Origin of the sequence: Vibrio sp. FF145, assembly GCF_041439075.1 — a bacterium.
Lineage (GTDB): Bacteria > Pseudomonadota > Gammaproteobacteria > Enterobacterales > Vibrionaceae > Vibrio > Vibrio tasmaniensis_A.
This window is the reverse complement of the sequence record NZ_JBGONH010000004.1, coordinates 129,737-154,158: the sequence shown is the minus strand read 5'-3', so window position 1 is coordinate 154,158 and position 24,422 is coordinate 129,737. Positions and strand designations below refer to the sequence as shown.

The following is a 24,422-nucleotide window of genomic DNA, read 5'->3' as shown; positions in this document are numbered from 1 at the left end:
ACCATATCACTTACTACCGTTTTTGTTTTAAGTTCCCGCTAATCCGCGATGAACCAAAAATCAGGGGTTCGTGCTTAATCACAAAACGGTTCAAAGGCTTATGGCTCAGCTCAACCTTAAATCGACGGTCAGGATTAAAAAGTATCGTTCATACCGAGGAGAGTCAGGAAAAGCGGCTCCCAACGTGCTTGAAAGAGATTTTAGTGCGACTCAACCCGATGAAAAGTGGGTAACGGATGTCACGGAGTTCAAAGTCAAAGAGCAGAAAGTATACTTATCTCCCGTTGTCGACTTGTTTACTCAGGAAGTGGTTGCTTATAGAGTGGCCAAAAATGCCTGCTTGCCGCTTGTCACGGATATGCTGACGGAAGCTATATCAACGCTTAAACCCAACTCAAAGCCAATTATACATAGCGATCAAGGTTGGCAATATCGTCATCGACAGTATCAGAAAAAGGTAGCAGAGAGTGGGTTAACGCAAAGCATGTCGAGAAAAGGTAACTGCTTGGATAATGCGGTTGCTGAAAACTTTTTTGCTTTACTCAAAACCGAGATGTATCACAACCAAAGCTTTGAAGATGCAGATGCTCTGATAGAGCAAATTAAAGAATACATCGAGTACTACAATAACAAACGTATAAAAGTGAAACTAAAAGGCCTGACTCCGATAGAATATCGAACTCAGGCCTTGAAAGCCGCTTAACAGAAATGTCCAACTTTACGGGGTCACTTCATAATGTCGTTCGGGCTTTTGAGCTTATAACTTATTAGTTTCAGATATTCAGAAATTTCAGATGTTCAGAATAGCTGAACTAGAAACTACGGCTTTGATTTAGAATGCTTGTCCGCATCCCATCCAGCCGTTAATGCCTTACCTTTACGCAGTCTGCGTACCCACATTCGACTTGGGTGAATCGCCTCAAGCACATCAACAGGCAAGGGCAGCGGATCGCCACAGATTTGTGATGCTAATACTTCAGCCAATAATGGCGCGGAGCTCAAGCCACGTGAACCTAGCCCGATAAAGCAATAAAGGTTAGGGAAGCTTGTTACCGTTTGAACATCCTCAACCGAGTCGCGCTGCGGGTTGAAGTTGTGCAGGTCTTGGTACTGCTCCTTAATGGCTTCAAAGTCACCAACGTTTCCGACAAACGGTAAGTGGTCGCGGCTTACGCTTCGGATACCTTGGCGCGCTAAGTTGTCACTGGTGTCGACATCTTTGGCCCATGCTTGGTTTGGTAGCGACCCATGTAGGCGCTCGCCATTGTGTTGCTGAACCTCAATATCAAACTCTTGGTCGATATTGGTTTTGTCGTAGTTCGCACCAATACAGTGGTGACCATTGTTTGGGTTCTGTGGCGTCAGGTAGCCATCAAAGCACAACACGGTTTTTAGCTGGCTGAGATTTTCCGTGGTCGGAATATGGCTCACTTGGCCTTTAACTGGCGTCAGAGGTACTGGCTGAGTTTGTTCAAACTGAGTGAACTTGTGTCCATTCGCGACAACCACTTGGTCGTGCTTGGTTTGAATCTCACCTTGAGGTGTCTCAATCGTCAATAACCACTGTTGTTCAGCTTCGAGCCACTCAAGTTGCGTTACTTGATGTTGATAGTGTGCGCTCACTTGGTTGGTCTCTTCTAACCTGCCAATCAAACCTTGAGTCAGTTGGAGAGGGCTTAACCAACCTCCCAGTGGAAAGTAGACACTCTCTTTATCGACTGGTAAGCCAATCTTTTCGTTGGCTTGCTCTGGCGTTAAACGCTGAATCAGATCTGTGTGGAAATTGCCTTCTAACATGCGATTGAGCTTTTTAGTGGAGCCTTCATCCCACATCAAAATGTTCACGCCACACCAATTGTGATCGAAGTTTACTGATAGTGCTGCTTGATTAATAAATTGGCGAGCAAACAGTAACCCTGGACCAAACACGCGAGACACGTTCGATGTCGCTTCGCTGAGTAGCGGATAAATGGCACCTTGATTGTTGCCAGAGGCATTGCCCGCAGCTTGTTGGTGTTCACAATAAAGGGTGATGTTTTTACCACGTCGGCTTAGCGTTTTGGCTAATGCAGCACTGGCGACACCACCACCAATGATCGCAATGTCTTGTGATTCACTGTGCTCTGAAAGGCCATACCAAGGTTTAATGTTGGTGTGAGCGTGCTTCTCACCAAGTCGCCCGGCAATCATTTCCCGCTTAGTACCAAAGCCTTTAACTTTTTTCATCGCAAAGCCAGCTTCGATTAAACCGCGGCGAACAAAACCGGCAGCGGTAAACGTTGCACAGCTGCAATCTTGTTTTGCCAGTTTGGCCATGCCGTTGAATAGGTTTTGATTCCACATTTCAGGGTTTTTGCTTGGAGCAAAGCCATCTAAGAACCACGCATCGACTAAACCTTTGCGAGGGGTCGGCACGTTTGGCATACAATCCTTAATATCACCAAACCACAAATCAAGCGTGATAGCACCATCGCCTAACACAATGCGGTGACATTCGGGCAGGGCAATCGGGTAGTGTTCTTGGAGTTGTGTCGCATACTCCGCTAATTCTGGCCACGATTGGTGCGCTTTGATGAGATCCTCTTTATTTAAAGGATATTTTTCAAAACTGATGAAATGTAACTCTTTGGTCATAGCTTGTGGGTTATCTTTAAGAAAAGCATCGAACCATTGCCAGACTGCGAGAAAGTTTAAACCTGTACCAAAACCGGTTTCAGCAATCACAAAACGGCGTTGTTGATGTTCAACCCAACGCTCTGGAAGGTGGTTTTGTTTTAAAAAGACGTAGCGAGTTTCTTCCAAACCGTTAACATTAGAGAAGTAAACGTCGTCAAATTGGTCTGAAACTGGCGTGCCAGACTCATTCCATTCCAGCTCTGCATTAGTAATTGAAGTCATAAAATCTATCATTTTGTGATTTGAAGCGATATGTTGGTAGGGATTGTACGAATTTCTAGGAAAGCTGACCACTTTTGTTAGGCTTCTTAGTTATCATCTAGCTGAATTTAGAATTATAGGAATGTCACATGAAACGAGTCGTAATCACCGGTATGGGTATTGTTTCAAGTATCGGTAACAACGTCGAAGAAGTTTTAGCATCACTGAAAGAGGGTAAATCAGGTATTACCGCTTCAGAGCAGTTCAAGGAAAATGGCTTGCGCTCTCAAGTTTGGGGTAACCTAAAAATGAACCCTGCTGACCATATCGATCGCAAAAAAATGCGCTTTATGGGTGATGCAGCGGCATTCGCTTATCTTTCAATGGAGCAAGCAATTGCTGACTCTGGTTTAACTGAAGATCAAGTATCTAATGACCGCACAGGTATCGTTGCGGGTTCAGGTGGTGCTTCATCTCTAAACCAAGTTAACGCTGTAGACATCATCCGTGAAAAAGGCGTTAAGCGCGTTGGTCCATACATGGTTCCACGTACAATGGCTTCTACGGTTTCTGCTTGTCTAGCAACACCTTTCAAAATCCGTGGTGTGAACTACTCTATGAGCTCTGCATGTGCAACATCTGCACACTGTATCGGTCACGCAATGGAGCTTATCCAACTTGGTAAGCAAGACGTAGTATTCGCTGGTGGCGGTGAAGAACTGGATTGGTCTCTGACTATGATGTTCGACGCAATGGGCGCACTTTCTACTAAGTACAACGACACGCCAGAATTGGCTTCTCGTACTTACGATGCTGACCGTGACGGTTTCGTTATCTCTGGTGGCGGCGGCATGCTAGTTATCGAAGAACTTGAGCACGCTGTTGCTCGTGGCGCAAAAATCTACGGCGAGATCGTGGGTTACGGCGCGACTTCAGATGGCTACGACATGGTTGCTCCTTCTGGCGAAGGCGCGGTTCGTTGTATGAAGATGGCAATGCAAAACGTTGATGGCGTTGACTACGTGAACACTCACGGTACTTCAACTCCTGTTGGTGACGTTAAAGAACTTGGTGCAATCCAAGAAGTCTTTGGCGGCAATAGCCCAGCAATCTCAGCAACTAAAGCGATGACAGGTCACGCTCTAGGTGCGGCTGGTGTACACGAAGCAATTTACTCAACGCTAATGCTTGATAACGGCTTCATCGCACCAAGCATTAACGTTGCAAACCTAGACGAAGCGGGCGAAGGCCTAGACATCGTAACCGAAGCTCGTGAACAAGAGCTAACAACGGTTATGTCTAACAGCTTTGGTTTCGGCGGTACGAACGCAACGCTAGTAATCAAAAAATACCAAGGCTAATTGAAGCTAAGGTTAAATTAATAAAAGGTTAATCGTTAGTGGGTGATGTGAGTGCTGATTCAACACGCACAGGTCGCTCATTAACCCTGACCAACAGAACAAAGCTTTTATAAATATGGTTTTAAGCGTGTTTTTTAACCCTAGCTTTGTAAGCTTCGCTTTAGAAAATAGCTTTTTAAATCAAGATTTAGAAGTTGAAAGGTTTCCAGAGCTTGATCAGTACTGGCTTTGGTTAGTACTGGTTGAACAGACGCAAGACTCTGTCTCCTGGAGAGCGAGATAGGATCCTTTTGTTCTGGATGTTTGCCCGATTGTTTATTCAATCGGGCATTTTTCGTTTTAGCCGTTTGATATTTGGGTATGGAATCTTATGCCTGTTGTTTGTGCAGACTCAGTGATTCAGCCCTTTATTTATAATGTATTCCAATTGCTACTCGACACCGTGTGTGGAATTTTGCACAATCATTTCAATTCACATTTAGGTCGATAGACCCCAACAAAAGTACTCGCCAAATGAAAATCTTAATCGACGAAAATATGCCTTATGCTGAAGCGCTTTTTAGCCAGCTAGGGGAAGTGACAATGAAGTCTGGTCGCACATTAACAGCTGACGACCTAGTTGACGTAGACGCATTGATGATTCGCTCTGTTACTAAGGTAAACGAGTCATTGATCAGCAAAGCCAATAAGCTGAAGTTTGTCGGTACTGCGACGGCTGGTATGGATCATGTTGACCAAGAATTGATGAAAGAGCGTGGCATTTTCTTTACTGCGGCGCCTGGCTGTAACAAGGTGGGTGTTGCTGAGTACGCGTTCAGTGCGATGATGGTGCTTGCGCAGCAACAAGGTTTCTCTGTATTCGAAAAAACGGTCGGTATTATCGGCTGTGGGCAGGTAGGCAGTTACTTAGCGAAATGCCTTGAAGGTATTGGTATTAAAGTTCTGCTGAACGACCCTCTAAAACAGCAAGAGGGTGATACTCGTGAATTTACTGAGCTAGATACACTGCTTGAGCAGTCAGACGTCATCACTCTGCATACGCCAATCACTAAGACAGGTGAGTTCCCAACGCATCATTTGATCAATGAGCAAGTACTGAACAATTTACGTGCTGACCAAATTCTGATAAATGCGGCTCGTGGCCCAGTTGTTGATAACCAAGCGTTAAAAGCTCGCTTGCAAAAAGCCGATGGTTTCACTGCCGTTCTTGATGTGTTTGAGTTTGAACCTGAAGTCGACTTTGAACTTCTTCCATTGCTCGCTTTTGCAACACCTCACGTAGCGGGCTACGGTTTAGAGGGTAAAGCGCGTGGTACCACGATGATCTTCAACAGTTATTGTGAGTTTTTAGGTACTGAACAGCGTGCTTATGCAAGCGACCTCCTGCCGACAGCGCCAGTGCCTCAAATGAAATTAGATAGAGCTTGGGATGAAGCAACACTGCACAATTTGACTCAGTTGATCTATGATGTGCGCAAAGACGACGCCTTATTCCGTCGCAATATCTCTACGCCGGGTTCTTTTGACAAGATGCGTAAAGAATATTGGGACCGCAGAGAGTACAGTGCAGTCGAGTTAACGGGCGACGAATCTTGTAATTTAACGCCGTTATCTAAACTCGGTTTTATGGTAAAGCCAACTTTATAAAAGAGAGAAACAATGAGCCAAGAATTTAATATTGCTATTTTAGGTGCGACTGGTGCGGTTGGTGAAACCATTCTTGAAGTACTTAAAGAGCGTAAATTCCCTGTCGGTGAAATGCACTTACTAGCAAGTGAACGTAGTGAAGGCAAAACTTCCCGTTTTAACGGCAAAACAATACAAGTACAAAACGTAGAAGACTTCGATTGGTCTCAAGTACATATTGCATTTTTCTCTGCAGGTAGCGAGCTTTCAGAACGTTGGGCTCCAATCGCCGCTGACGAAGGTGTGGTTGTTATCGATAACACCTCACGTTTCCGTTACGAATACGATGTTCCTCTGGTTGTGCCTGAAGTGAACCCTGAAGCGATTGCTGAGTTCCGTAATCGCAACATCATTGCGAACCCGAACTGTTCTACTATTCAGATGGTAGTAGCACTTAAACCGATTCACGATGAAGTGGGCCTTGAGCGTATTAACGTTTCAACTTACCAATCTGTGTCTGGTGCAGGTAAGCCGGGTATCGATGAGCTAGCAGGTCAAACGGCTAAGCTTCTTAACGGTATGCCAGCTGACAAGTCAGCGTTCTCACAGCAGATCGCGTTCAACTGTATTCCTCAAATCGATGAATTTACAGAGAACGGCTACACACGTGAAGAAATGAAGATGGTTTGGGAAACTCAAAAGATCTTTGCTGATTCATCAATCACGGTTAACCCGACTTGTGTTCGTGTTCCTGTGTTCTATGGTCACGCTGAATCTCTACACATTGAAACTCGCGCGCCAATCGGTGCTGAGCAAGTTATTCAGCTTCTAGAGAACACGGAAGGCGTTGAAGTTTTCCAAGCGCTAGACTTCCCAACTCAGGTTCGTGATGCAGGTGGTAAAGACCACGTAATGGTTGGTCGTATTCGTAACGACATTAGCCATCACAGCGGTGTGAACATGTGGGTTGTCGCTGATAACGTTCGTAAAGGCGCAGCAACAAACGCAGTTCAAATCGCGGAAGTTCTGATTCGCGATTACTTCTAAGCTTCACTGCTTTGATAAACAAGCCTCACTCTTTTAGTGGGGCTTTTTTAATCGACTGAAAATATTGTTAGTTAAATTGTGTGAAATTGCTGCGAATATTGTCGCTGCAACACATTTTTTGTTTTCATCTCTATAGCTTTACGTCGTTTATCCGATATATTTAACAGTTCATCAATTTATTCGAATTTAAGCACCTAGCTGAGCCTTTTATGTTTCAATTTTTCAAGCCGTGGTTAATGCCTTTTGCCATTCTCATGGCGACTCAGATTTCCGTTGTTCGTGCAGATTCCATTCGAGTTGTAGGGCCTAATGGCCAGATACAATCAGCGCCTACGTTTTCCGAACCTCTTCAAAGAGCACAATTGAATCGTGCTGGGCCTTCTCGTTTTTACGGCCCAACTTTGGGGTCGGAAACATTGTGGTCAATTGCCTCAAAGTTACGCCCTGATAATTCCGTTTCAGTTCAGCAAACCTTGTTGGCTATTTATCGTCTAAATCCACAAGCGTTTGAAAACCAGAATATCCACAGCTTGCTGCCTGCCAGTAATTTACGAGTGCCTTCTTTAGAGCAAGCACGTGCAAGTTCTACACAGCAAGCCGTTAACATCATGAATGCGCACCTTGCTAAGCTCGATGCTCCTGTGACTAAACCCACAGTGTCAAAGCCAAAACCAGCGCAAGCGTCAAGCCGCCCTGATGCAAGCTCAAACAATGTTGTTCCTGCAAAGCAAGTAAGCACAGCTGAAGCCGCTAAAAAGCCATTGTCTCCAACTCAATCATCTCCAGCTCAATCAGCTCCAACCCAAGAGATGAACAAGCTAGAGAAACAGCTAGAGCTTTCAGAAACTGAGCTATTGTCACTTGAAGAGAAAAACCATCAACTTCGTCTGATGTTGTCGAATGTTCAATTGGAAGTGGATGAGCTAAAAACAGAACTTAGTGATGAAGACCGCATTCGTAGCGAAGTGGAAAAGCTGCTTGATGAAGAGCGTAGAAAGAACGCTGAGATTGCAAAAATGGCTCCAAGTGCCATGGATCAATTGTTATCAAATGGTTGGTTAGTTACTGCTCTTGCGGTTATTCCAGGTCTGCTACTTGGTCTTATCATAGTGATCTTGTTGGGGCGCCGTTCTAAAAATGATGATCAGCCGACACAAGACCAACCAATTCAATCAGATGTAAGTAGCGTCGCGCCTATCGCTTTAGGCGATGAGATGGACGACTTTGATAATGAATTGTCTTTAGACGATGAACAATTTGGCAATGAAGATGATGCTGATAAGTTATTTGATGACCAAGCATCGCCTGAAGAAGATGTATTTGCAGGTTTAGATGATTCTGATCTCGATTTTAATCTCGATGATGACGATGACGACCCATTTGCGAGTATTGGCGAAAATGGTGACTTAGACACTAACTTCGATGATCTGGAGTTAGACAGCAGCAACGGCATTAGTGTCAATGGCGATGACAAGGCGCTTGGTCTTGAAGAGATGGAGCGCGCACTTGATAAAACATCAGAAAGCGAACTCGGTTCTGATGAGGCCGACTTTGATCTTTCAGATGATAACTCAATGTCGAATGAAGATATTGAATCGCTACTATCACAGGATTCTGAGACTGAAGACCTAGGCTCTAACGAACTAGACCAATCTCTATTAGACGATCTATTTGCGCTTGATGATGAAGATGATGATAGCTTCGATATTGATGCTTTAATCTCAGAAGAGCAAAGTGATTCGATTTCTAATACCGACACATCAGCAACCGATGATTTTGACATTGATGCGCTTATCTCTGAGCAACAGAGCGATACTGCACCTGCGGGTGTGAGCAACGATGAATTTGATATCGATTCGTTGATCTCAGAGCAGCAGACGTCACAACCTTCGGCTCCTAGTGTAGAAGATGATATTGATGACATCTTCGCTCAGGTTGCGGCTCAGAACGATCAAGTCAATGAGCCAATGAATCTCGATAATGATGACGAGGTTGCTGAGAATCTAAACAGCGCTTTGGCGTCTGATGATGATATCGATAACATCCTTTCTCAGTTTGATCTGCCAACCGAAAGTGAAGAAACTCAAGGCAGTGTCGACCTGCTCGATGAGCAATTGACAGGGGATGATGTTGATCTCAGTAATTCAACAGATCTCCTAGATGATATGTTGGAAGATGAATCGGATGATGAGTCTGAGAGTGATCCTCTAGGTTTTGACTCATTATCTGAACTCGAAGAACTCTCAGGCTTGTCGACCGATGATGAGCTAGATATTTCGGAAGACAGTACTGAAACCTTGGATGAGTTGATTGATGATTCTGATGATGACTTTGAACTCGATGCCGAGAGCACAGACTTACTAGATGATTTTCTAGACGATGACGCCAATGATGCTCAACTTACCGTCGAAGGTGACGAGACGTTAGATGAACTGCTAGGTAATGATCTATCAGTCGGTGAAACCGATGAACAAGATTCAGAATCTTTAGACCCATTTGATGATCTACTGACAAGTGGCATTGAAGACGAGCTTGAACCTGAAGAGAAGGCGTTTGATAAAGAGTTAGACGAAGCCTTTGGTTTTGACAACGGCAGCGATGAGTCTGAAAAGGATTCAGACGTCGAGCTTACTCCGTTAACCTCAGAAACACCTGAAGTTGAGTCTGAGCAAGCATCGGACATTAATGCAACACCACAAGCTGAAGTCGTTAGTGATGGATCGTTAGATTCGGAAATGATTCAAGACAGTGCTGACGTTAAGCCAGAAAATGATGAAGCCTTTAATCGTGATGACTTTATCGATGATTTGTTCGGTGTCGCGCCGGCAACAGATGCTTTACTTGATGACTCGCTAGAAACAACAGACGAAGCATTGATTGATGAGTTAATGACTTCTGATGACAATGATTTATTGCCAGCGACAGAAGAGCCTGTTGAGTCATTAATTGAAAATACGGTTGAACCAGAGCAAGCATCTCTTTCAGACAGCAATGAAGTGTCAGCGGAAGAAATAGTATCCGCTGAAGAAACCGCATCATCGATTGAAGATGATGAACTGGATATCGACTCACTGCTCTCTGAGAATTCTGATTTTGACAAACCAGTTTTTGAAGAGCGAGTTCAAGAAGAAACTGTACAACAAGAAGCAGAACCAGAGCCGAAAGAAGCCGACGCCCAAAAACAGCGTGAAGACATCGCTGCTAGTTATGAAGAGCAAGTATCGCCATCGTCTTTAAATGATATCTCTGAAGATGATGAAGAGACGGTTGAAGACTGGTTAGCCGAAGCTATAGACGATGTAGAGTCGCCTGCGAATGTTGCCTCTGATTTTGACTTTGAACCGAAAATCCAAGGTAGCGATCAGTTTGAAGATGTCGTTGAATCCTTGCCAGAGCCAGAGCCAGAGCCAGAGCCAGAGCCAGAGCCAGAGCCAGAGCCAGAGCCCGTTCGTGCTGCACATATGCCAGAGATCGTTCCAAATGAATTCGGTGTGCCAGAAGACGATGATTGGCTGATTGAAGATGATACGGCTCAACAAGAAACATTGGCACAAGTTGATGAAGTAGCGGAAGAGCCTGTGGTTCCTGCTGTTGAACCTCAGTTAGACCATGAACCGCAAGTTGAAGCTGCACAACAAGTTGAAACCGAGCTTCAAGTAGAAGCAACGGAACAAGCTGAAGCGGTAGATCAAGAAGGCGAAGATGAGTTCTCGATTGATGATTTTGATCTTCCAGAGTTTAATGAAGAAGACGCATTGGCAGAAGCTGATGTTGAAGTAATACCAGAACCAGTTGCTCCTACTGTTGATTCTCAACTAGACGCTGAACCTCAGTTAGACCATGAACCGCAAGCAGAATCGGCACCGCAAGTTGAAGCTACGGGACAAGCTGAAGTTCTAGGACAAGAAGGCGAAGATGAGTTCTCGTTTGATGATTTAGAGCTTCCAGAGTTTGGTGAAGAAGATGCCTTGGCAGAAGCGGATGCTGAAGTAACAACGGAGTCAGACGTCCCTGTTGTTGATGCTCAATTAGACCCAGAATCAGAATCAACACCTGAGCTGCAAGCCGAAGTAGAGCCTCAAGCTGAAACGGCTCCTAAAGTTGAAGAAACGAAACAAGCAGAAATTCTAGGGCAAGAAGGCGAAGATGAGTTCTCGTTTGATGATTTAGAGCTTCCAGAGTTTGGCGAAGAAGATGCGTTGGCGGAAGTGGTTAGCGAACCGGATGAAGCGCAGTTAGAGCAAGATCTTGCTCCAGAGTCCGAAAAGTTTGAGTTCGATGACCTTGACCTGCCTGAATACGATGAAGAGAGCGCAAAAGCGGATTCAGTCTTAGATGACATCGAACAAAGCAGTGCTGAGCCTGTAGCAGAAGAGCAAGGCGTAGAGCTCGATGAGTTTGATTTGCCGGAATACGGTGAAGACGAAGCTATCTCTGATGCGTTTGCTGAGAAACCAACGCCACTGACTTCTTTCAGCCCACAGGGTGAAGAGCAAGATGCGCTGCATGATTTATTTTCAAACTCGCAGAGTTTTAGTCATGGTGATGACTTCTCGGATACAGAAGATTTCTCAGACGCAGAAGGCTTCCCAGGTGCAGAAGAGCCTGATTTGGCTAGTTTTACACAACCTGATGAATCACTCGATTCTCCGTCAGAATTAAGCCCAGTACCTTCTGAGTTAAGCTCAGTGCCTACAATAGTTCAAGACGATCTGTTAGAAGGTTTTGAGGATTTTGATGAGACAGCATTAGCTGAATTACTTTCTGAAGATGTTCAAGACTCTGTCGACAGCATGTTCGACAAGCCACTGGATGCTACATCGATTGATAGTGCAGGGCTCGATATTGACGCCATGCTTGAAGTTGGCGGCGAAGACTGGAAAGGCTTCAACCTAGCTCCTGAGCAGCAATCGAGCATGCATAATGATGTGCCTGATGATCAACAGGAGATTTGGGCGTCGGCAGATCAACAAGCTGAACCAAAAATCAAACAAGAGAATTGGGCTCAACAAGACAACCTAACCGAGTCAGACAAATGTCGTGATAAGCAATACATGACGATTGATGAGCTGATGGCTCAAGTTGAGCAAGAAGGCGAAGACGCGATTAATCCAGATGACGAAGAGTTGAAGCTAGATGTTGGCCTAAATGAATTCCCAGACGTTATCGGTGACATTGGTAATTACGATGTCGACAGCAATGCAGAAGCCGCTGGTAAGCTCGATTTGGCTAAAATCTACATCGAGATGAGTGACTCACAAGGTGCAATTAAGCTTCTAGAAGAGGCTATCGTTGACGGCAGTGATGATATTCGTCGAGAGGCAAAGAATCTTATCGATACGTTAAACGGTCGATAAATTCAAAAAATTATAAAGGGTAGCGTTGGCTACCCTTTATTTTAGGGCGATACAGTTAGCGTCTATTTTATTTAGCTTGCTAAAACCACCGTCTAGGCGGTAGTGATTGTTTATTGAAGTTTTAGCCCCATCCTATTTGGGCTAGCACTCATTTCCGTATATACTTCTCGCCCATTTTCAAAGAGAACAAGAACATGAAAATTGCTTTAGGTATTGAATATAACGGTACCCACTACTTTGGTTGGCAGCGCCAACGAGACGTGAAAAGTGTCCAAGAAGAATTGGAAAAGGCTCTTTCAGTTGTCGCGAATCACCCTGTAGAAGTTATGTGTGCTGGTCGCACAGATGCCGGTGTTCACGGTACGGGACAAGTCGTTCACTTTGAAACTAATGTCGATCGTAAAATGGTTGCATGGACAATGGGCGCAAATGCCAACATGCCAAAAGATATTGCCGTTCGTTGGGCAACAGAAGTGAATGAGGATTTCCATGCTCGTTTTTCTGCAACAGCACGCCGTTATCGCTACATTATCTTTAACCATGCTCTACGTCCTGGCATTTTGAATTCAGGTGTGAGCCATTATCATGGTCACCTTGATGAGAAAAAGATGCATGAAGCGGGTCAGTACTTACTTGGTGAGAATGACTTTACTTCGTTCAGGGCAACACATTGTCAATCTCGTAGCCCATGGAGAAACATGATTCACTTAAATGTGACTCGTCATGGGCATTACATAGTGATCGATATTAAAGCGAATGCGTTTGTTCACCATATGGTGAGGAATATTACTGGTAGCCTAATTGCGGTAGGTAAAGGTGATCAAAAACCAGAGTGGATTCAGTGGCTTTTAGAGGCTAAAGATCGAAAAGTGGCAGGCGCGACAGCGAAAGCGGAAGGCTTATACTTAGTAGATGTTGATTATCCTGAACATTTTGGACTACCAAGAGAGCCTATTGGCCCTCTATTTTTGCCGGATAATTTGAACTAAATGTGAGACTTAGGTTCAAAAAAACATTACGGTTTCGTGCGTAAAATAGTCACGGAAAATAGGTACAACCAGTTTTTTATCTACAGTCGCTGTTTTATGTGCTTTAATTCCCGGCATAATTCCCAAATTTATTTCTTTCGCAATCAAGCGGAGGAATCGAAACAAAAAGGTCTTCCATGAGTTGGCTTGAAAAGATTTTAGAAAAAAGCAACATCGTAACATCTCGTAAAGCGTCGATCCCTGAGGGTGTTTGGACTAAATGTACTTCTTGTGAGCAGGTTCTTTACCATGCTGAACTAGAGCGTAACCTAGAAGTATGTCCAAAATGTGACCATCACATGCGTATGAAAGCACGTCGCCGTCTGGATACATTCCTAGACAAAGGTGAGCGTGTTGAACTAGGTACTGATCTTGAGCCACAAGACAAGCTGAAGTTTAAAGACTCTAAGCGTTACAAAGAACGTATCTCTGTTGCTCAAAAGAACAGTGGTGAAACAGACGCATTAGTTGCAATGAAAGGCGAACTGCTTGGTTTACCTATCGTTGCGTGTGCGTTTGAGTTCTCATTTATGGGCGGCTCAATGGGTTCTGTTGTTGGTGCTCGTTTTGTGAAAGCGGTAGATGCAGCTATTGAGAACAACTGTGGTTTAGTTTGTTTCTCTGCAAGTGGTGGTGCTCGTATGCAAGAGGCATTGATGTCTCTTATGCAAATGGCAAAAACCAGTGCTGCTCTAGAGCGTCTATCTGCGAAAGGCCTACCGTTTGTTTCAGTAATGACTGATCCAACAATGGGTGGCGTTTCTGCAAGTTTAGCAATGCTTGGCGATATCAATATCGGTGAACCAAAAGCGCTTATCGGTTTTGCTGGACGTCGTGTAATCGAGCAAACTGTACGTGAAGACCTTCCTGAAGGTTTCCAACGCAGTGAGTTCCTACTAGACCACGGTGCTATCGACATGATCGTTGACCGTCGTGAGATGCGTCAGCGTGTTGCAAGCCTTGTTGCTAAAATGACCAATCAGCCTTCACCATTAGTAGTTTCTGTGAACGATTCACCGAATGAAGCTGCTTATGAAGTACCAGAAGCGCCAGAAAAAGGGTAAAGTACCTTCTAACAAACCTACTTAATTATGGTTATGAGTTAGATGAGTCAACAACCTATTCCTCAAGCCACATCCTCTTTGGAGATGTGGCTTGATTATTTATCAAACATCCACACAAGCGCTATTGATCTTGGTTTAGACCGAGTTCAAGCTGTCGCCTCTAAGGCAAACCTCACCAAACCTGCTCAACATGTTATTACTGTTGCTGGAACCAACGGCAAGGGCTCAACATGTGCACTCATGGAAGCTATTCTATTGGATGCTGGTTACTCTGTTGGTGTCTACAGCTCCCCTCACTTAATTCGCTATAACGAACGTGTTCGTATCAATGGCAAAGATCTGTCTGATCAAAAAATGGTTCAGTCTTTCGATTTTATTGAGAAAGAGCGTGGTGAAATCAGCCTTAGCTTTTTTGAATATGGCACTTTAGCAGCGTTACGTGCTTTTCAAACCGAAGCGGTTGATGTTGTATTGTTAGAAGTGGGTCTAGGCGGACGTTTAGACGCGACCAATATCGTTGAACATGACGTTTCTGTGATTACTAGTTTGGCTGTCGACCATGTTGACTGGCTAGGTGATGACATTAATGTGATCGGTTTTGAGAAAGCGGGCATTTATCGTAGCGGTAAACCAGCTATCTGTGGTCAACCCAAGCCACCAGCTACGGTTGCGGCACACGCTGATGATATTAACGCTGAGTTCTACCAAGTAGGGATTCAATACACCTATGATGTAGATGGTGATACTTGGAACTGGCGCAGTGGCGCATTCCAGTTAGAATCGCTACCTATCCCAAGCTTACCGCTGCCGAACGCAGCCACCGCACTGATGGCATTAGGTACTTCAGAACTAAGCATTAGTGATGTGAACGTTGTTAACGGCATGAAGAATGCGCAGCTTCCTGGGCGTATGCAGCAAATTAGCGAACAACCGGTGATTGTGCTTGATGTAGCACACAACCCGCATTCTGCTGAGTACTTTGCGCAGCAAGTCGCGAAGAAGTATGCAGGCAAAAATTTACACGTTGTAGTCGCCATGCTTCATGACAAAGATATTCCCGCGACATTGGAAGTATTAGCTCCAATAACAACACATTGGTACCCAGCTTCGCTGAAAGGCCCACGAGCCGCAACAGCCGCTGAATTGTGTCAAAGCTTACCTGAAGGTGTAGAGCAGTATTCAAACCCTGTTGTAGCGTTTGAAGCGGCTTCAGCTTCTGTTATAGATGACGATGTTGTGTTGGTTGTCGGTTCTTTCCATACCGTCGGTGAAGTGTTGGAGCATTGGCAGAAAAAAGGAAACTAAATGGCAAGTAAATTCCAAAGCCGATTAGTCGGCACCATCATTTTAGTGGCCATTGGCGTGATTGTATTGCCCGATGTGCTGGATGGTAAGAAGCTCCACTATAAAGAAGAGTTTGCAAGCATTCCGATTAAGCCTGAGCTTGATAGTAATGTTGAAGTGTTTGAAGTGCTCGATCCTGTTGAAGATCAGATTGCACTGCCGGACTCTCCGGTTGAGCAAGTGGTTGAAAGTGGTCGTACTGATAATTCAAATACGCAAACTGCGTCGGCTTCCAGTAACAAAGAAGCGGATAAAGTGGCGGTGGTGGTTAAGCCGGTATCTGAAAAAAATGAATACCAAGACAGTGCTTGGATTATTCAATTGATGGCTTTGAAGAATGCAGACAACGCAAAAAACGTTGTTAAGGATTTACAGAAGCGTGGTTATCAGGCTCATACCAAGCAAGAAAAAACATTTACGCGAGTAATTATTGGCCCGGATGTTTCTAAATCCAAACTTGAGCGACAAATTAAGGAATTAGAAAAAATTACGGGTTCAAAAGGCCAATTGCTCAAATTTAAACCGTTAAATCCATAAGAAAACGTTTGCGTCAGCATTTTTTCTGTTAAAATGCGCGCCAACTTAAGATGAAGAATTCATGAATTGGTTAGATTTTGTCATTTTAGGCGTGATCGGCTTCTCTGCCGTGATCAGTTTAGTTCGCGGTTTCGCTAAAGAAGCGTTGTCACTTGTTATTTGGTTTGGAGCATTTTTTATTGCTAGCCAGTACTACGCTAAATTAGCAATGTACTTCACCAATATTGAAGATGAGATGTTTCGAAACGGAACTGCGATAGCAGCATTGTTTGTTGCAACGTTAGTTGTTGGTGCCTTAGTTAACTATGTCATCGGGCAGCTAGTTCAGAAAACAGGCCTGTCGGGTACAGACAGAATCCTCGGTGTCGTCTTTGGTGGCTTACGTGGTGTTTTGATTGTTTCTGCAGTGTTGTTTTTCATGGATGCGTTTACTGCATTCCCAAGTTCTGAGTGGTGGAAGAATTCGCAATTGGTTCCGGAGTTTAGCCGAATCATTGCGCCGTTCTTCGAGCATTTACAAGCAACATCTAGTTTCTTATCTGGCGCGCTTTAGCGCCAGTTAATGTCGAAAATCGAGGATTAGGACATGTGTGGTATTGTTGGAATCGTGGGTTCAACACCTGTAAACCAGTCTATTTATGACGCTTTAACGGTATTGCAGCATCGTGGCCAAGATGCCGCTGGTATTTGTACCATAGAAAGCAATCGTTTCCGTCTGCGTAAGGCGAACGGTTTAGTTAAAGATGTTTTTGAAGCAAAACACATGCAACGCCTCCAAGGCAACGTGGGTATTGGTCATGTTCGTTATCCTACAGCGGGAAGTTCGAGTGCTTCTGAAGCTCAACCTTTCTACGTAAACTCTCCATTTGGCATCACGCTGGCGCACAACGGTAACTTAACGAATGCAAGTGAAGTTCGTGAGAAGTTGTTCGAAAAAGACCGCCGTCATGTCAACACAACCTCTGACTCTGAAGTTCTACTAAACGTATTGGCTCATGAAATCGATACCGTAAAAGGTAACGTGACTTCAGATGACGTTTTCCGCGCAGTTGCAAACGTGCACCGCACTATTCGTGGTGCTTACGCAGTAACAGCGATGATCATCGGCCACGGCATGATCGCATTCCGTGACCCACATGGTATTCGTCCACTGTGTCTTGGTAAACGTGAAATTAACGGTAAAACAGAGTACATGGTTGCGTCTGAGTCAGTAGCGTTAGACGCTGTTGGTTTTGATTTCATGCGCGATGTTGCTCCTGGTGAAGCTATCTATGCAACATTCGATGGTGAGCTTTTCACTAAACAATGCGCAGACAACCCACAACTAAACCCATGTATTTTTGAGTTTGTTTATTTTGCTCGTCCTGATTCATTCATCGATAAAATTTCGGTTTACAGCGCACGGGTTGAGATGGGTGAGATGTTAGGTAAGCGTATTAAAGAAGAGTACGCAGACCTAGACATTGACGTGGTTATTCCAATTCCTGAAACATCAAATGATATTGCTCTACGAATTGCTCAAGCGATTGATAAGCCATATCGTCAAGGTTTCGTGAAAAACCGTTACGTTGGCCGCACGTTTATCATGCCTGGTCAGCAACAACGTAAGAAGTCGGTTCGCCGTAAACTCAACGCGATTCGTTCTGAGTTTAAAGGTAAGAACGTTCTACTGGTTGATGACTCGATTGTTCGTGGTACAACATCAGAGCAGATCATTGAGATGGCTCGTGATTCTGGTGCAAACAAAGTCTTCATGGTTTCTGCCGCTCCGGAGGTTCGCTTCCCGAACGTTTACGGCATTGATATGCCGAGCGCGACTGAGTTAATTGCTCATGGTCGTGATAACGAAACGATTTGTAAGCAGATTGGTGCAGATGCTTTGATTTTCCAAACGTTACCAGACTTAATCTCTGCAGTAGGTATGGGTAACCAAGACATCTCTCGTTTTGATACATCCGTATTCAACGGTGAGTATGTAACGGGCGATATCGACCAAGCGTACCTAGATTTCCTAGATTCTTTACGTAATGACGATTCAAAGGTTGAGCGTGAGATCCAACAAGATCTCGCGAACCTAGAGTTACATAACGAAGGCGCTTAGCGTACTCATAAACATGAGTAATAAAAAACCAGAGCATCGACTCTGGTTTTTTTGTTTGCGGGGAAGGGGATTGAATCTTAGTGAATGTGGTATGCGATCACAAAATCGATAAACAATCTAACCTTCTCTGGCAGGTGGTCTTTGTGGTTGTAAAGCATGTAAATATCACGAGGGTTAGCGCTCCAGTCCTCTAAGACTTGCACTAAGCTGCCATCTTCAATGTATTCGCGGATCATAACGTCGGGCATTAGGGTGATACCGAGGCCTTCTGAACATGCTTGTCTCACGACATTGAGCGCATTCGCGTTGAAACGGCCTTTCTCGCTATTCACCACAGTCTCTTCATTCGAATTACTCAGCTGCCATTTAATCAGCGGATAGCCTTTAAGTAGCGAATGATTCGCGAGCTCTTCTGCATGACTTGGTGCCGGGTTCTTCGCTAGGTAGTCAGGACTTGCGATAAGAATATCTTTTACTTCACTGATTTTTCGAGCGATTAGGCTTGAATCACGTTGTGGACCTACTCTGAAAATCACGTCCCACTCGGTTGGATCAAGCTGATCGGCTTGGTTGTTCATCATCAGCTCAATATTAATATCAGGATATTGAGTCATGAATTCACTGAACATCGGCATCATCATGCGCTTGGTCAGGTTTGAGGGTGCCGTAATGCGAATCTTACCGGAAGCTCCTTTACAAACGTCAGTCAGTTCTTCTGCAGTAGAAGATAGACGTTGCAGTAACGGAGAGCATTCGTTGAAGAAACGTTCGCCTGCCTCTGTTAAAGAGAGTTTACGCGCGTGTCTATTGAGAAGTCTTAGGTTTAGTGAATCTTCTAAGGCTTGGATGCGTCGTGTAATGGTCGCAACCGGAATCATAGTCTTGCGTGATGTTGCGGTGTAGCTCCCATTTTCAACGACAAGTCGAAAGAGGTTTAAATCATCTAATTTCATAAATCCAGACACATTTGTTTACAATCTCATCTAATTTATACGTAATAGTGAGATCAATGTTTGCGTTACGTCAATTCGTTGCACTATTTACCAGTATTCCAACCCTTGTCACGAATTTCCAGTAAAGAGTACGTATTTGTGTATTTAGCAATTTGTTACTAAGTTTTATATTAGTTCTTGGAACAGATAACAATAATAATTCGACTTAGTTTTGTGAGGTTAGAGATTATGTACAAAACTCACAGTCAGCCAGTTATGACCTCGGCTCAGGAAGTTCTCAATCAAAAATGCGTTATGTTGGTTGATGATGATCCTATTTTTCGCCGGATAACCAGCGCGTATTTAGACAAGATTGGTTATAAAGTGGTTGAGGCTGAAAATGGGCTGGACGCTCTGCAAAAGCTTAGAGACTCAGCGCCAGATTTAATTGTGTGTGACTTATCAATGCCTATTCTGGATGGCATTGAGCTTGTAGAAGAGCTCAGTTTAGAGTATCCGTCACTGCCTATGATCGTTGTGTCTGGCACCGATGATATGTCTGATGTGGCGAAAGCATTACGATTTGGTATCAAAGACTTTTTAGTCAAACCTCTGGAGGATCACGGTCATTTAGGCAGTGCGATTGCGAATACATTAACAGATTCGTTCGATAACATTTCAGACCAACGAGATTTTTCAAGCCAATGGTTTTGCGTTGATGACGGGGGAGAGATCCCTGAAGACCAAGAGCTGCATTGGCACCTAAATCACTTGCAAGATAACCCTAGTGCGGCAAGAGACTTATTGCACGCGCTGCTTCCTGACAAAGACACACGACAAGGCTCATGGCGTTGCAGTTACCGCCTACTACAATCAACAGAGATGATGCCACTTGTGTTCGACTATGCGTGGATGATGAACGGGCAGTTTGCTTTCTACCTTGTCGATTCGTCATCTTCTGATAACGGCGGCTCAGCGGCCACATTGTTGGTGAGAGCGTTATTCCACGATTACATCAGAAATAGAAAAGATTTTAACGTTGATCTCAAAGATATCGCGGAGATTTTGGAGAAGGGGATTCGTTGCTCTAAATGTTCAACCCCGGTTAATGCTTTGTTTGGTGTTGCTGACCTTGCTGTGGGAACTATCTCTATTTTACCTGCGGGTTTAGATGGACAATGGTCGAATGGCGAATTGAATCAACATATTGCGGCGGGCGAGCGCTTGGGTGAGAACTGTAAGAAGAACTTCATTACACGGGATCTTCCGATTGAACAGGGCTGCCAGCTATCATTGAGCCTACTTGGATCGGCCAGTTTTAGTTTAGACATACACCAAGGGTCTACCGATTAACCCTATATTTCCTCGGTTTTTGTGAATAATTGATTAAGGTATAGTTGCACAAATGGTGTGGCTATGCCTTTTTTGTTAAATGTCGATTTAGCAAAGCGGGTTTGGTTCGCCAGATACTTACCTTTACTAACAAAAACAAGAAGCAATCATGGCAGATAACAAAGACTTTCAAGACCCGTTTAATGTATTCTACTTTTTAGGATTTTTAGCCGCATTTTTAGTGATTCCATTATTACCAGCAACACTTACGTTGATCCGTGTATTCAATGGTTACGCAACATTCTAGTTAAGTTATCGTCGCCGATTGGTGATAGCTAACTCAAGGAGGCCACAATTAGCGTTCGAGTTTTAAGCCTCAATATTGCTGGTGGCCTTTGCATATTTCTCGCAGTTTTAGGGATAGCTTTACCCGTACTGCCAACCACGCCTTTCCTCCTTCTTGCCAGTGCATGTTTCATGCGAAGCAACCCCAAAGTTCACAAATGGATGCATGAGCATAAAACGCTGGGTCCCTTGTTGAACAATTGGTATCAACATGGTGCCGTTACCAAGCAAGTAAAAACGCGTGGCGTGTTTTTTATCTTGTTAAGTTTTGCGTTATCGATCTACTTTGCCCCGATCATTTGGGTCAAGGCTTTCCTAATTTGTGTACTTGTTATTCTTCTCACATGGTTTATGCGACTTCCAACCCATGAGTTGGTTGCTGACAGCAAAGAAAATCACTACCATTAAGCCAGTGTGCCTGCTTGTATAGCGGGCGTTTATTATTTCAGCAATTTGAGTTATGACTCTCGTTGCAATGAATACCAATCGTACCTTTCCTTAATTCCGAGCGTTGATGTTTGATTCGTTAACGAGAGTTTGGAAAGCGGCCTAATGAAGTGCATAAGATTATGAACACAGAAAAAATCTCTCTGATCAAAGCAAGCATCAAAAGCATTCCTGATTACCCTAAAGCGGGTATTTTGTTCCGTGACGTAACAAGCTTGATGGAAGATCCTGCCGCTTACAAAGCGACAATCGATCTGTTGGTGGACACATACAAGGGCATGGGCTTTACTAAGATCGTTGGTACTGAAGCTCGTGGTTTCTTATTTGGTGCGCCTTTGGCACTAGAGCTAGGTGTTGGCTTCATTCCTGTTCGTAAACCGGGCAAGTTGCCTCGTCAAACTGTGGCACAATCTTATGAGCTTGAGTACGGCACTGATACGCTAGAAATCCATACCGATGCTATCGTTGAAGGCGATAAAGTGCTGATGGTTGATGACTTGCTAGCAACAGGCGGTACGATTGAAGCGACAACAAAGCTGATTCGTCAGCTTGGTGGTGTGGTAGAACACGCTGCATTTGTTATTAACCTTCCAGAAATCGGTGGTGACAAGCGCTTACAAGGCTTAGGTCTAGAAGTGTTTAGCATCTGCGAATTCGACGGTCACTAATCCTTTTCGGAATTATTCATGAGCTATCTTGCGTTAGCGCGAAAATGGCGACCAACCAAATTCAAAGAAGTGGTTGGTCAAGCCCATGTTTTAACAGCATTAGAGAATGCCCTTAGCCAAAATAGGTTGCATCACGCTTACCTATTCAGCGGTACACGAGGTGTCGGTAAAACGACCATCGGCCGTTTGTTTGCGAAGGGACTCAACTGTGAAACAGGCATTACTTCAACCCCTTGTGGTGAGTGTGCAACCTGCAAAGAGATCGATGAAGGTCGTTTTGTTGACCTGCTCGAGATCGATGCTGCCTCACGTACTAAGGTAGAAGATACCCGCGAGCTTCTGGACAATGTTCAGTACAAGCCTGCACGTGGTCGCTTCAAGGTTTACCTAATCGATGAAGTACACATGCTGTCTAGGCACAGTTTTAACGCGCTTCTAAAGACCTTAGAAGAGCCGCCTGAGTATGTGAAGTTCTTGCTCGCAACAACGGATCCGCAAAAGCTTCCTGTGACGATATTGTCGCGTTGTCTGCAATTCCACCTTAAGCCGATTAGCGTTGATAATATCCACGAGCAACTCGATCATATTCTTGAACAAGAAAATGTGACGTCTGAATCTCGTGCGCTTGGAATGATTGCTCATGCCGCTGATGGCAGTATGCGTGACGCTCTTAGCCTAACAGACCAAGCTATCGCATTAGGTAATGGCAATGTAGTGACAGACACTGTTGCTCACATGCTTGGAACGCTGGATACAGACCAGGCGATTCATCTACTTGAAGCGATTAGCAGTAAACAACCACAATTAGCGATGGCTTGCATTCAAGCTCTTGCTGAAAATGGCGTTGAGTGGGATGGATTGCTGAGTCAACTTGCGACTCAATTACACCGTTTGGCGATGTATCAAGCTCTGCCGTCGACTTTAGACAAGGCTCAGCCTGATGCTGAAAGGCTAGAACTGCTGAGCAAAGCGTTAAGCCCTCAAGACATCCAACTCTACTACCAGATAGTGTTGAAAGGGCGTCAAGACTTGCCATTATCGCCAACCGCTCGTGTTGGTATTGAGATGGTGGTTCTGCGTATGTTGGCATTCAGACCTGCTGAGCAAACTGTTGCTACGGCTATCTCGACTGAGTCGACTAGCCCAGCGCCTGCTCCTGCAGCTCAGAACCAGGTTCAGAATGTTGCTCAGCCAGTGAGTCAAGCTGCGCCAATGGCCGCTCCGAGACCGTCAGCTCAGGCTCTAGCGGTTTCACAGCCTCAAGTGCCTCAGCAAGCTCCTGTTCAGCAGCAGCCTGTGCAGAAGCCGCCGCCGCAGAATCAGAACCAATATTCAGATTCGCAAGGTTACGCTGATCATTCAGGCAACCAAGGTTATCCAGAACAGGATTACCCGCACAGTCAGTATGACGCGCCACCTGCTTATGATGAGCGTCCAAGCTACGGCACAGAGCAGCCGATGAGTCCCATGACTCAGCAAGCTAATTATCAGAATCAAGAGCAGCCAAATGTTGCTCCCGTTGCACCTTCTGTTCCACCTGTTCCTTCTGCTTCGCAAGAGCAACCAGCGCGTGCAACTTCGCCTGTGAGTGGTTTACGTCACCAATTGCGTTCTCAACGTAGAGGTGGTGCAGCAACAGAAAACAAAGGTTCGGCGCCAAAAAAGGCTAAAGCGACACCAGCTAAAACTTCAGTTCTTGACCGAGTTGCTCAGCAACACGGTGGTTCTGAGCGGGTGTCGCCAGCTTCTTTAACCGCCTCTTCGACAGAAAATGTGACCAACGATAATGAACCTTATCGCTGGAAACCGTCTAAACCTGTAGTGAAAGAGGTGAGCAAAGAGCTTACACCTACTCAGATCAAGCGTGCGTTAGAGCATATTAAGACACCAGAAATGGTCGATAAATTGCTTCAAGAGTCGATTGTTCAAGATGAATGGTCCGCCACGATTCAAAAGCTAGAGACAGCCAAGCTTGTTGAACAGTTAGCATTGAACTCAGTATTTACTAAGATTGACACATCAATCACCTTAACGTTAAGAGCGAGCCAGGCTCACTTGAATACGGACCGTGCACAGAGTGAGCTATTACAGTCTCTCAATACTGTGCTTGGAGAAGAGTGTCATTTGAGTGTTGAAATTGGTGATGGTGGAGAAACACCGCTAGAACTGCGAGAAAGATTGTATCAAAGCAAGTTGAAAGACGCGTTTACCAGTTTGGAAAACGATGCCAACGTACAGTTTATCGAAAGACGTTTTGCTGCCGAGTTGGATAGAGACAGCGTTCGTCCAATATAGTGTTCCTCCAATATCGATATGCCTTTCATTTAGTGATGGACATATCATCCTTGGAAAGCAA

18 protein-coding genes are annotated in these 24,422 nt (G+C 44.6%); 16 read left to right on the top strand and 2 right to left on the bottom strand.

Annotated elements, in window-relative coordinates:
- Positions 1-70: 70 nt before the first annotated feature.
- On the top strand, positions 71-703 hold the full coding sequence (locus ACED42_RS03210) for an IS3 family transposase (RefSeq protein WP_371701380.1): 633 nt from the start codon (positions 71-73) through the stop codon (positions 701-703).
- Positions 704-819: 116 nt separating this feature from the next.
- On the opposite strand, the gene mnmC is transcribed toward ACED42_RS03210, so the two are convergent.
- Complete coding sequence (gene mnmC / locus ACED42_RS03205) at positions 820-2,898, bottom strand: bifunctional tRNA (5-methylaminomethyl-2-thiouridine)(34)-methyltransferase MnmD/FAD-dependent 5-carboxymethylaminomethyl-2-thiouridine(34) oxidoreductase MnmC (protein ID WP_371701378.1); 2,079 nt, start codon at positions 2,896-2,898, stop codon at positions 820-822.
- A 128-nt stretch (positions 2,899-3,026) separates the two neighbouring features.
- Between mnmC and fabB the strand changes: the two genes are divergently transcribed.
- From fabB to purF, 10 genes are all read left to right on the top strand, one after another.
- Complete coding sequence (fabB, locus tag ACED42_RS03200; protein WP_009848735.1) at positions 3,027-4,238, top strand: beta-ketoacyl-ACP synthase I; 1,212 nt, start codon at positions 3,027-3,029, stop codon at positions 4,236-4,238.
- Between the two features lie 513 nt (positions 4,239-4,751).
- A complete protein-coding gene (locus tag ACED42_RS03195) occupies positions 4,752-5,885 on the top strand; it encodes a 4-phosphoerythronate dehydrogenase (RefSeq protein WP_102257949.1) in 1,134 nt (377 codons plus the stop codon).
- A gap of 12 nt (positions 5,886-5,897) precedes the next feature.
- Positions 5,898-6,911, top strand: coding sequence for an aspartate-semialdehyde dehydrogenase (locus ACED42_RS03190; protein ID WP_012603484.1), 1,014 nt, complete (start codon positions 5,898-5,900; stop codon positions 6,909-6,911).
- Between the two features lie 209 nt (positions 6,912-7,120).
- Positions 7,121-12,268, top strand: coding sequence for a FimV/HubP family polar landmark protein (locus ACED42_RS03185; RefSeq protein ID WP_371701376.1), 5,148 nt, complete (start codon positions 7,121-7,123; stop codon positions 12,266-12,268).
- 194 nt (positions 12,269-12,462) lie between these two features.
- Positions 12,463-13,257: a tRNA pseudouridine(38-40) synthase TruA gene (gene truA / locus ACED42_RS03180; RefSeq protein WP_009848683.1), complete on the top strand. Its 795-nt coding sequence runs from the start codon at positions 12,463-12,465 to the stop codon at positions 13,255-13,257.
- Between the two features lie 176 nt (positions 13,258-13,433).
- Complete coding sequence (accD, locus tag ACED42_RS03175) at positions 13,434-14,360, top strand: acetyl-CoA carboxylase, carboxyltransferase subunit beta (RefSeq protein WP_009848681.1); 927 nt, start codon at positions 13,434-13,436, stop codon at positions 14,358-14,360.
- A 42-nt stretch (positions 14,361-14,402) separates the two neighbouring features.
- A complete protein-coding gene (gene folC / locus ACED42_RS03170; RefSeq protein ID WP_371701374.1) occupies positions 14,403-15,665 on the top strand; it encodes a bifunctional tetrahydrofolate synthase/dihydrofolate synthase in 1,263 nt (420 codons plus the stop codon).
- Complete coding sequence (locus ACED42_RS03165) at positions 15,666-16,241, top strand: SPOR domain-containing protein (RefSeq protein WP_122046972.1); 576 nt, start codon at positions 15,666-15,668, stop codon at positions 16,239-16,241. It begins immediately after the preceding gene.
- Between the two features lie 61 nt (positions 16,242-16,302).
- A complete protein-coding gene (locus tag ACED42_RS03160; protein ID WP_009848678.1) occupies positions 16,303-16,794 on the top strand; it encodes a CvpA family protein in 492 nt (163 codons plus the stop codon).
- Positions 16,795-16,827: 33 nt separating this feature from the next.
- Positions 16,828-18,342 carry an amidophosphoribosyltransferase gene (gene purF / locus ACED42_RS03155; RefSeq protein ID WP_012603488.1) on the top strand — a complete coding sequence of 505 codons (1,515 nt, stop codon included), beginning with the start codon at positions 16,828-16,830 and terminating at the stop codon, positions 18,340-18,342.
- A gap of 77 nt (positions 18,343-18,419) precedes the next feature.
- Here purF and ACED42_RS03150 read toward each other — a convergent pair whose 3' ends face one another.
- A complete protein-coding gene (locus tag ACED42_RS03150) occupies positions 18,420-19,295 on the bottom strand; it encodes a LysR family transcriptional regulator (protein ID WP_004734167.1) in 876 nt (291 codons plus the stop codon).
- A 228-nt stretch (positions 19,296-19,523) separates the two neighbouring features.
- On the opposite strand from ACED42_RS03150, the gene ACED42_RS03145 reads away from it, so the two are divergent.
- The 5 genes from ACED42_RS03145 to dnaX all read left to right on the top strand — a co-directional run bounded on the left by ACED42_RS03145 (position 19,524) and on the right by dnaX (position 24,361).
- Complete coding sequence (locus ACED42_RS03145; RefSeq protein WP_017099203.1) at positions 19,524-20,627, top strand: response regulator; 1,104 nt, start codon at positions 19,524-19,526, stop codon at positions 20,625-20,627.
- A 148-nt stretch (positions 20,628-20,775) separates the two neighbouring features.
- Entirely contained in the window at positions 20,776-20,913 is a 138-nt protein-coding gene (locus tag ACED42_RS03140) for a hypothetical protein (protein ID WP_017099204.1), read from the top strand.
- A gap of 74 nt (positions 20,914-20,987) precedes the next feature.
- A complete protein-coding gene (locus ACED42_RS03135) occupies positions 20,988-21,359 on the top strand; it encodes a YbaN family protein (RefSeq protein ID WP_029223120.1) in 372 nt (123 codons plus the stop codon).
- A gap of 161 nt (positions 21,360-21,520) precedes the next feature.
- Complete coding sequence (gene apt, locus ACED42_RS03130) at positions 21,521-22,066, top strand: adenine phosphoribosyltransferase (RefSeq protein ID WP_004734171.1); 546 nt, start codon at positions 21,521-21,523, stop codon at positions 22,064-22,066.
- Positions 22,067-22,084: 18 nt separating this feature from the next.
- Positions 22,085-24,361, top strand: coding sequence for a DNA polymerase III subunit gamma/tau (gene dnaX / locus ACED42_RS03125; RefSeq protein ID WP_371701371.1), 2,277 nt, complete (start codon positions 22,085-22,087; stop codon positions 24,359-24,361).
- Positions 24,362-24,422 lie beyond the last annotated feature (61 nt).

Bases quoted from the DNA above. Each gene is read 5' to 3' on its own strand.
- ACED42_RS03165 (WP_122046972.1), top strand. From the start codon at position 15,666: ATGGCAAGTAAATTCCAAAGCCGATTAGTCGGCACCATCATTTTAGTG.
- ACED42_RS03140 (WP_017099204.1), top strand. From the start codon at position 20,776: ATGGCAGATAACAAAGACTTTCAAGACCCGTTTAATGTATTCTACTTT.
- ACED42_RS03195 (WP_102257949.1), top strand. From the start codon at position 4,752: ATGAAAATCTTAATCGACGAAAATATGCCTTATGCTGAAGCGCTTTTT.
- apt (WP_004734171.1), top strand. From the start codon at position 21,521: ATGAACACAGAAAAAATCTCTCTGATCAAAGCAAGCATCAAAAGCATT.
- ACED42_RS03190 (WP_012603484.1), top strand. From the start codon at position 5,898: ATGAGCCAAGAATTTAATATTGCTATTTTAGGTGCGACTGGTGCGGTT.
- ACED42_RS03145 (WP_017099203.1), top strand. From the start codon at position 19,524: ATGTACAAAACTCACAGTCAGCCAGTTATGACCTCGGCTCAGGAAGTT.
- dnaX (WP_371701371.1), top strand. From the start codon at position 22,085: ATGAGCTATCTTGCGTTAGCGCGAAAATGGCGACCAACCAAATTCAAA.
- fabB (WP_009848735.1), top strand. From the start codon at position 3,027: ATGAAACGAGTCGTAATCACCGGTATGGGTATTGTTTCAAGTATCGGT.
- mnmC (WP_371701378.1), bottom strand. From the start codon at position 2,898: ATGACTTCAATTACTAATGCAGAGCTGGAATGGAATGAGTCTGGCACG.
- accD (WP_009848681.1), top strand. From the start codon at position 13,434: ATGAGTTGGCTTGAAAAGATTTTAGAAAAAAGCAACATCGTAACATCT.
- ACED42_RS03160 (WP_009848678.1), top strand. From the start codon at position 16,303: ATGAATTGGTTAGATTTTGTCATTTTAGGCGTGATCGGCTTCTCTGCC.
- ACED42_RS03185 (WP_371701376.1), top strand. From the start codon at position 7,121: ATGTTTCAATTTTTCAAGCCGTGGTTAATGCCTTTTGCCATTCTCATG.
- folC (WP_371701374.1), top strand. From the start codon at position 14,403: ATGAGTCAACAACCTATTCCTCAAGCCACATCCTCTTTGGAGATGTGG.
- ACED42_RS03150 (WP_004734167.1), bottom strand. From the start codon at position 19,295: ATGAAATTAGATGATTTAAACCTCTTTCGACTTGTCGTTGAAAATGGG.
- purF (WP_012603488.1), top strand. From the start codon at position 16,828: ATGTGTGGTATTGTTGGAATCGTGGGTTCAACACCTGTAAACCAGTCT.
- truA (WP_009848683.1), top strand. From the start codon at position 12,463: ATGAAAATTGCTTTAGGTATTGAATATAACGGTACCCACTACTTTGGT.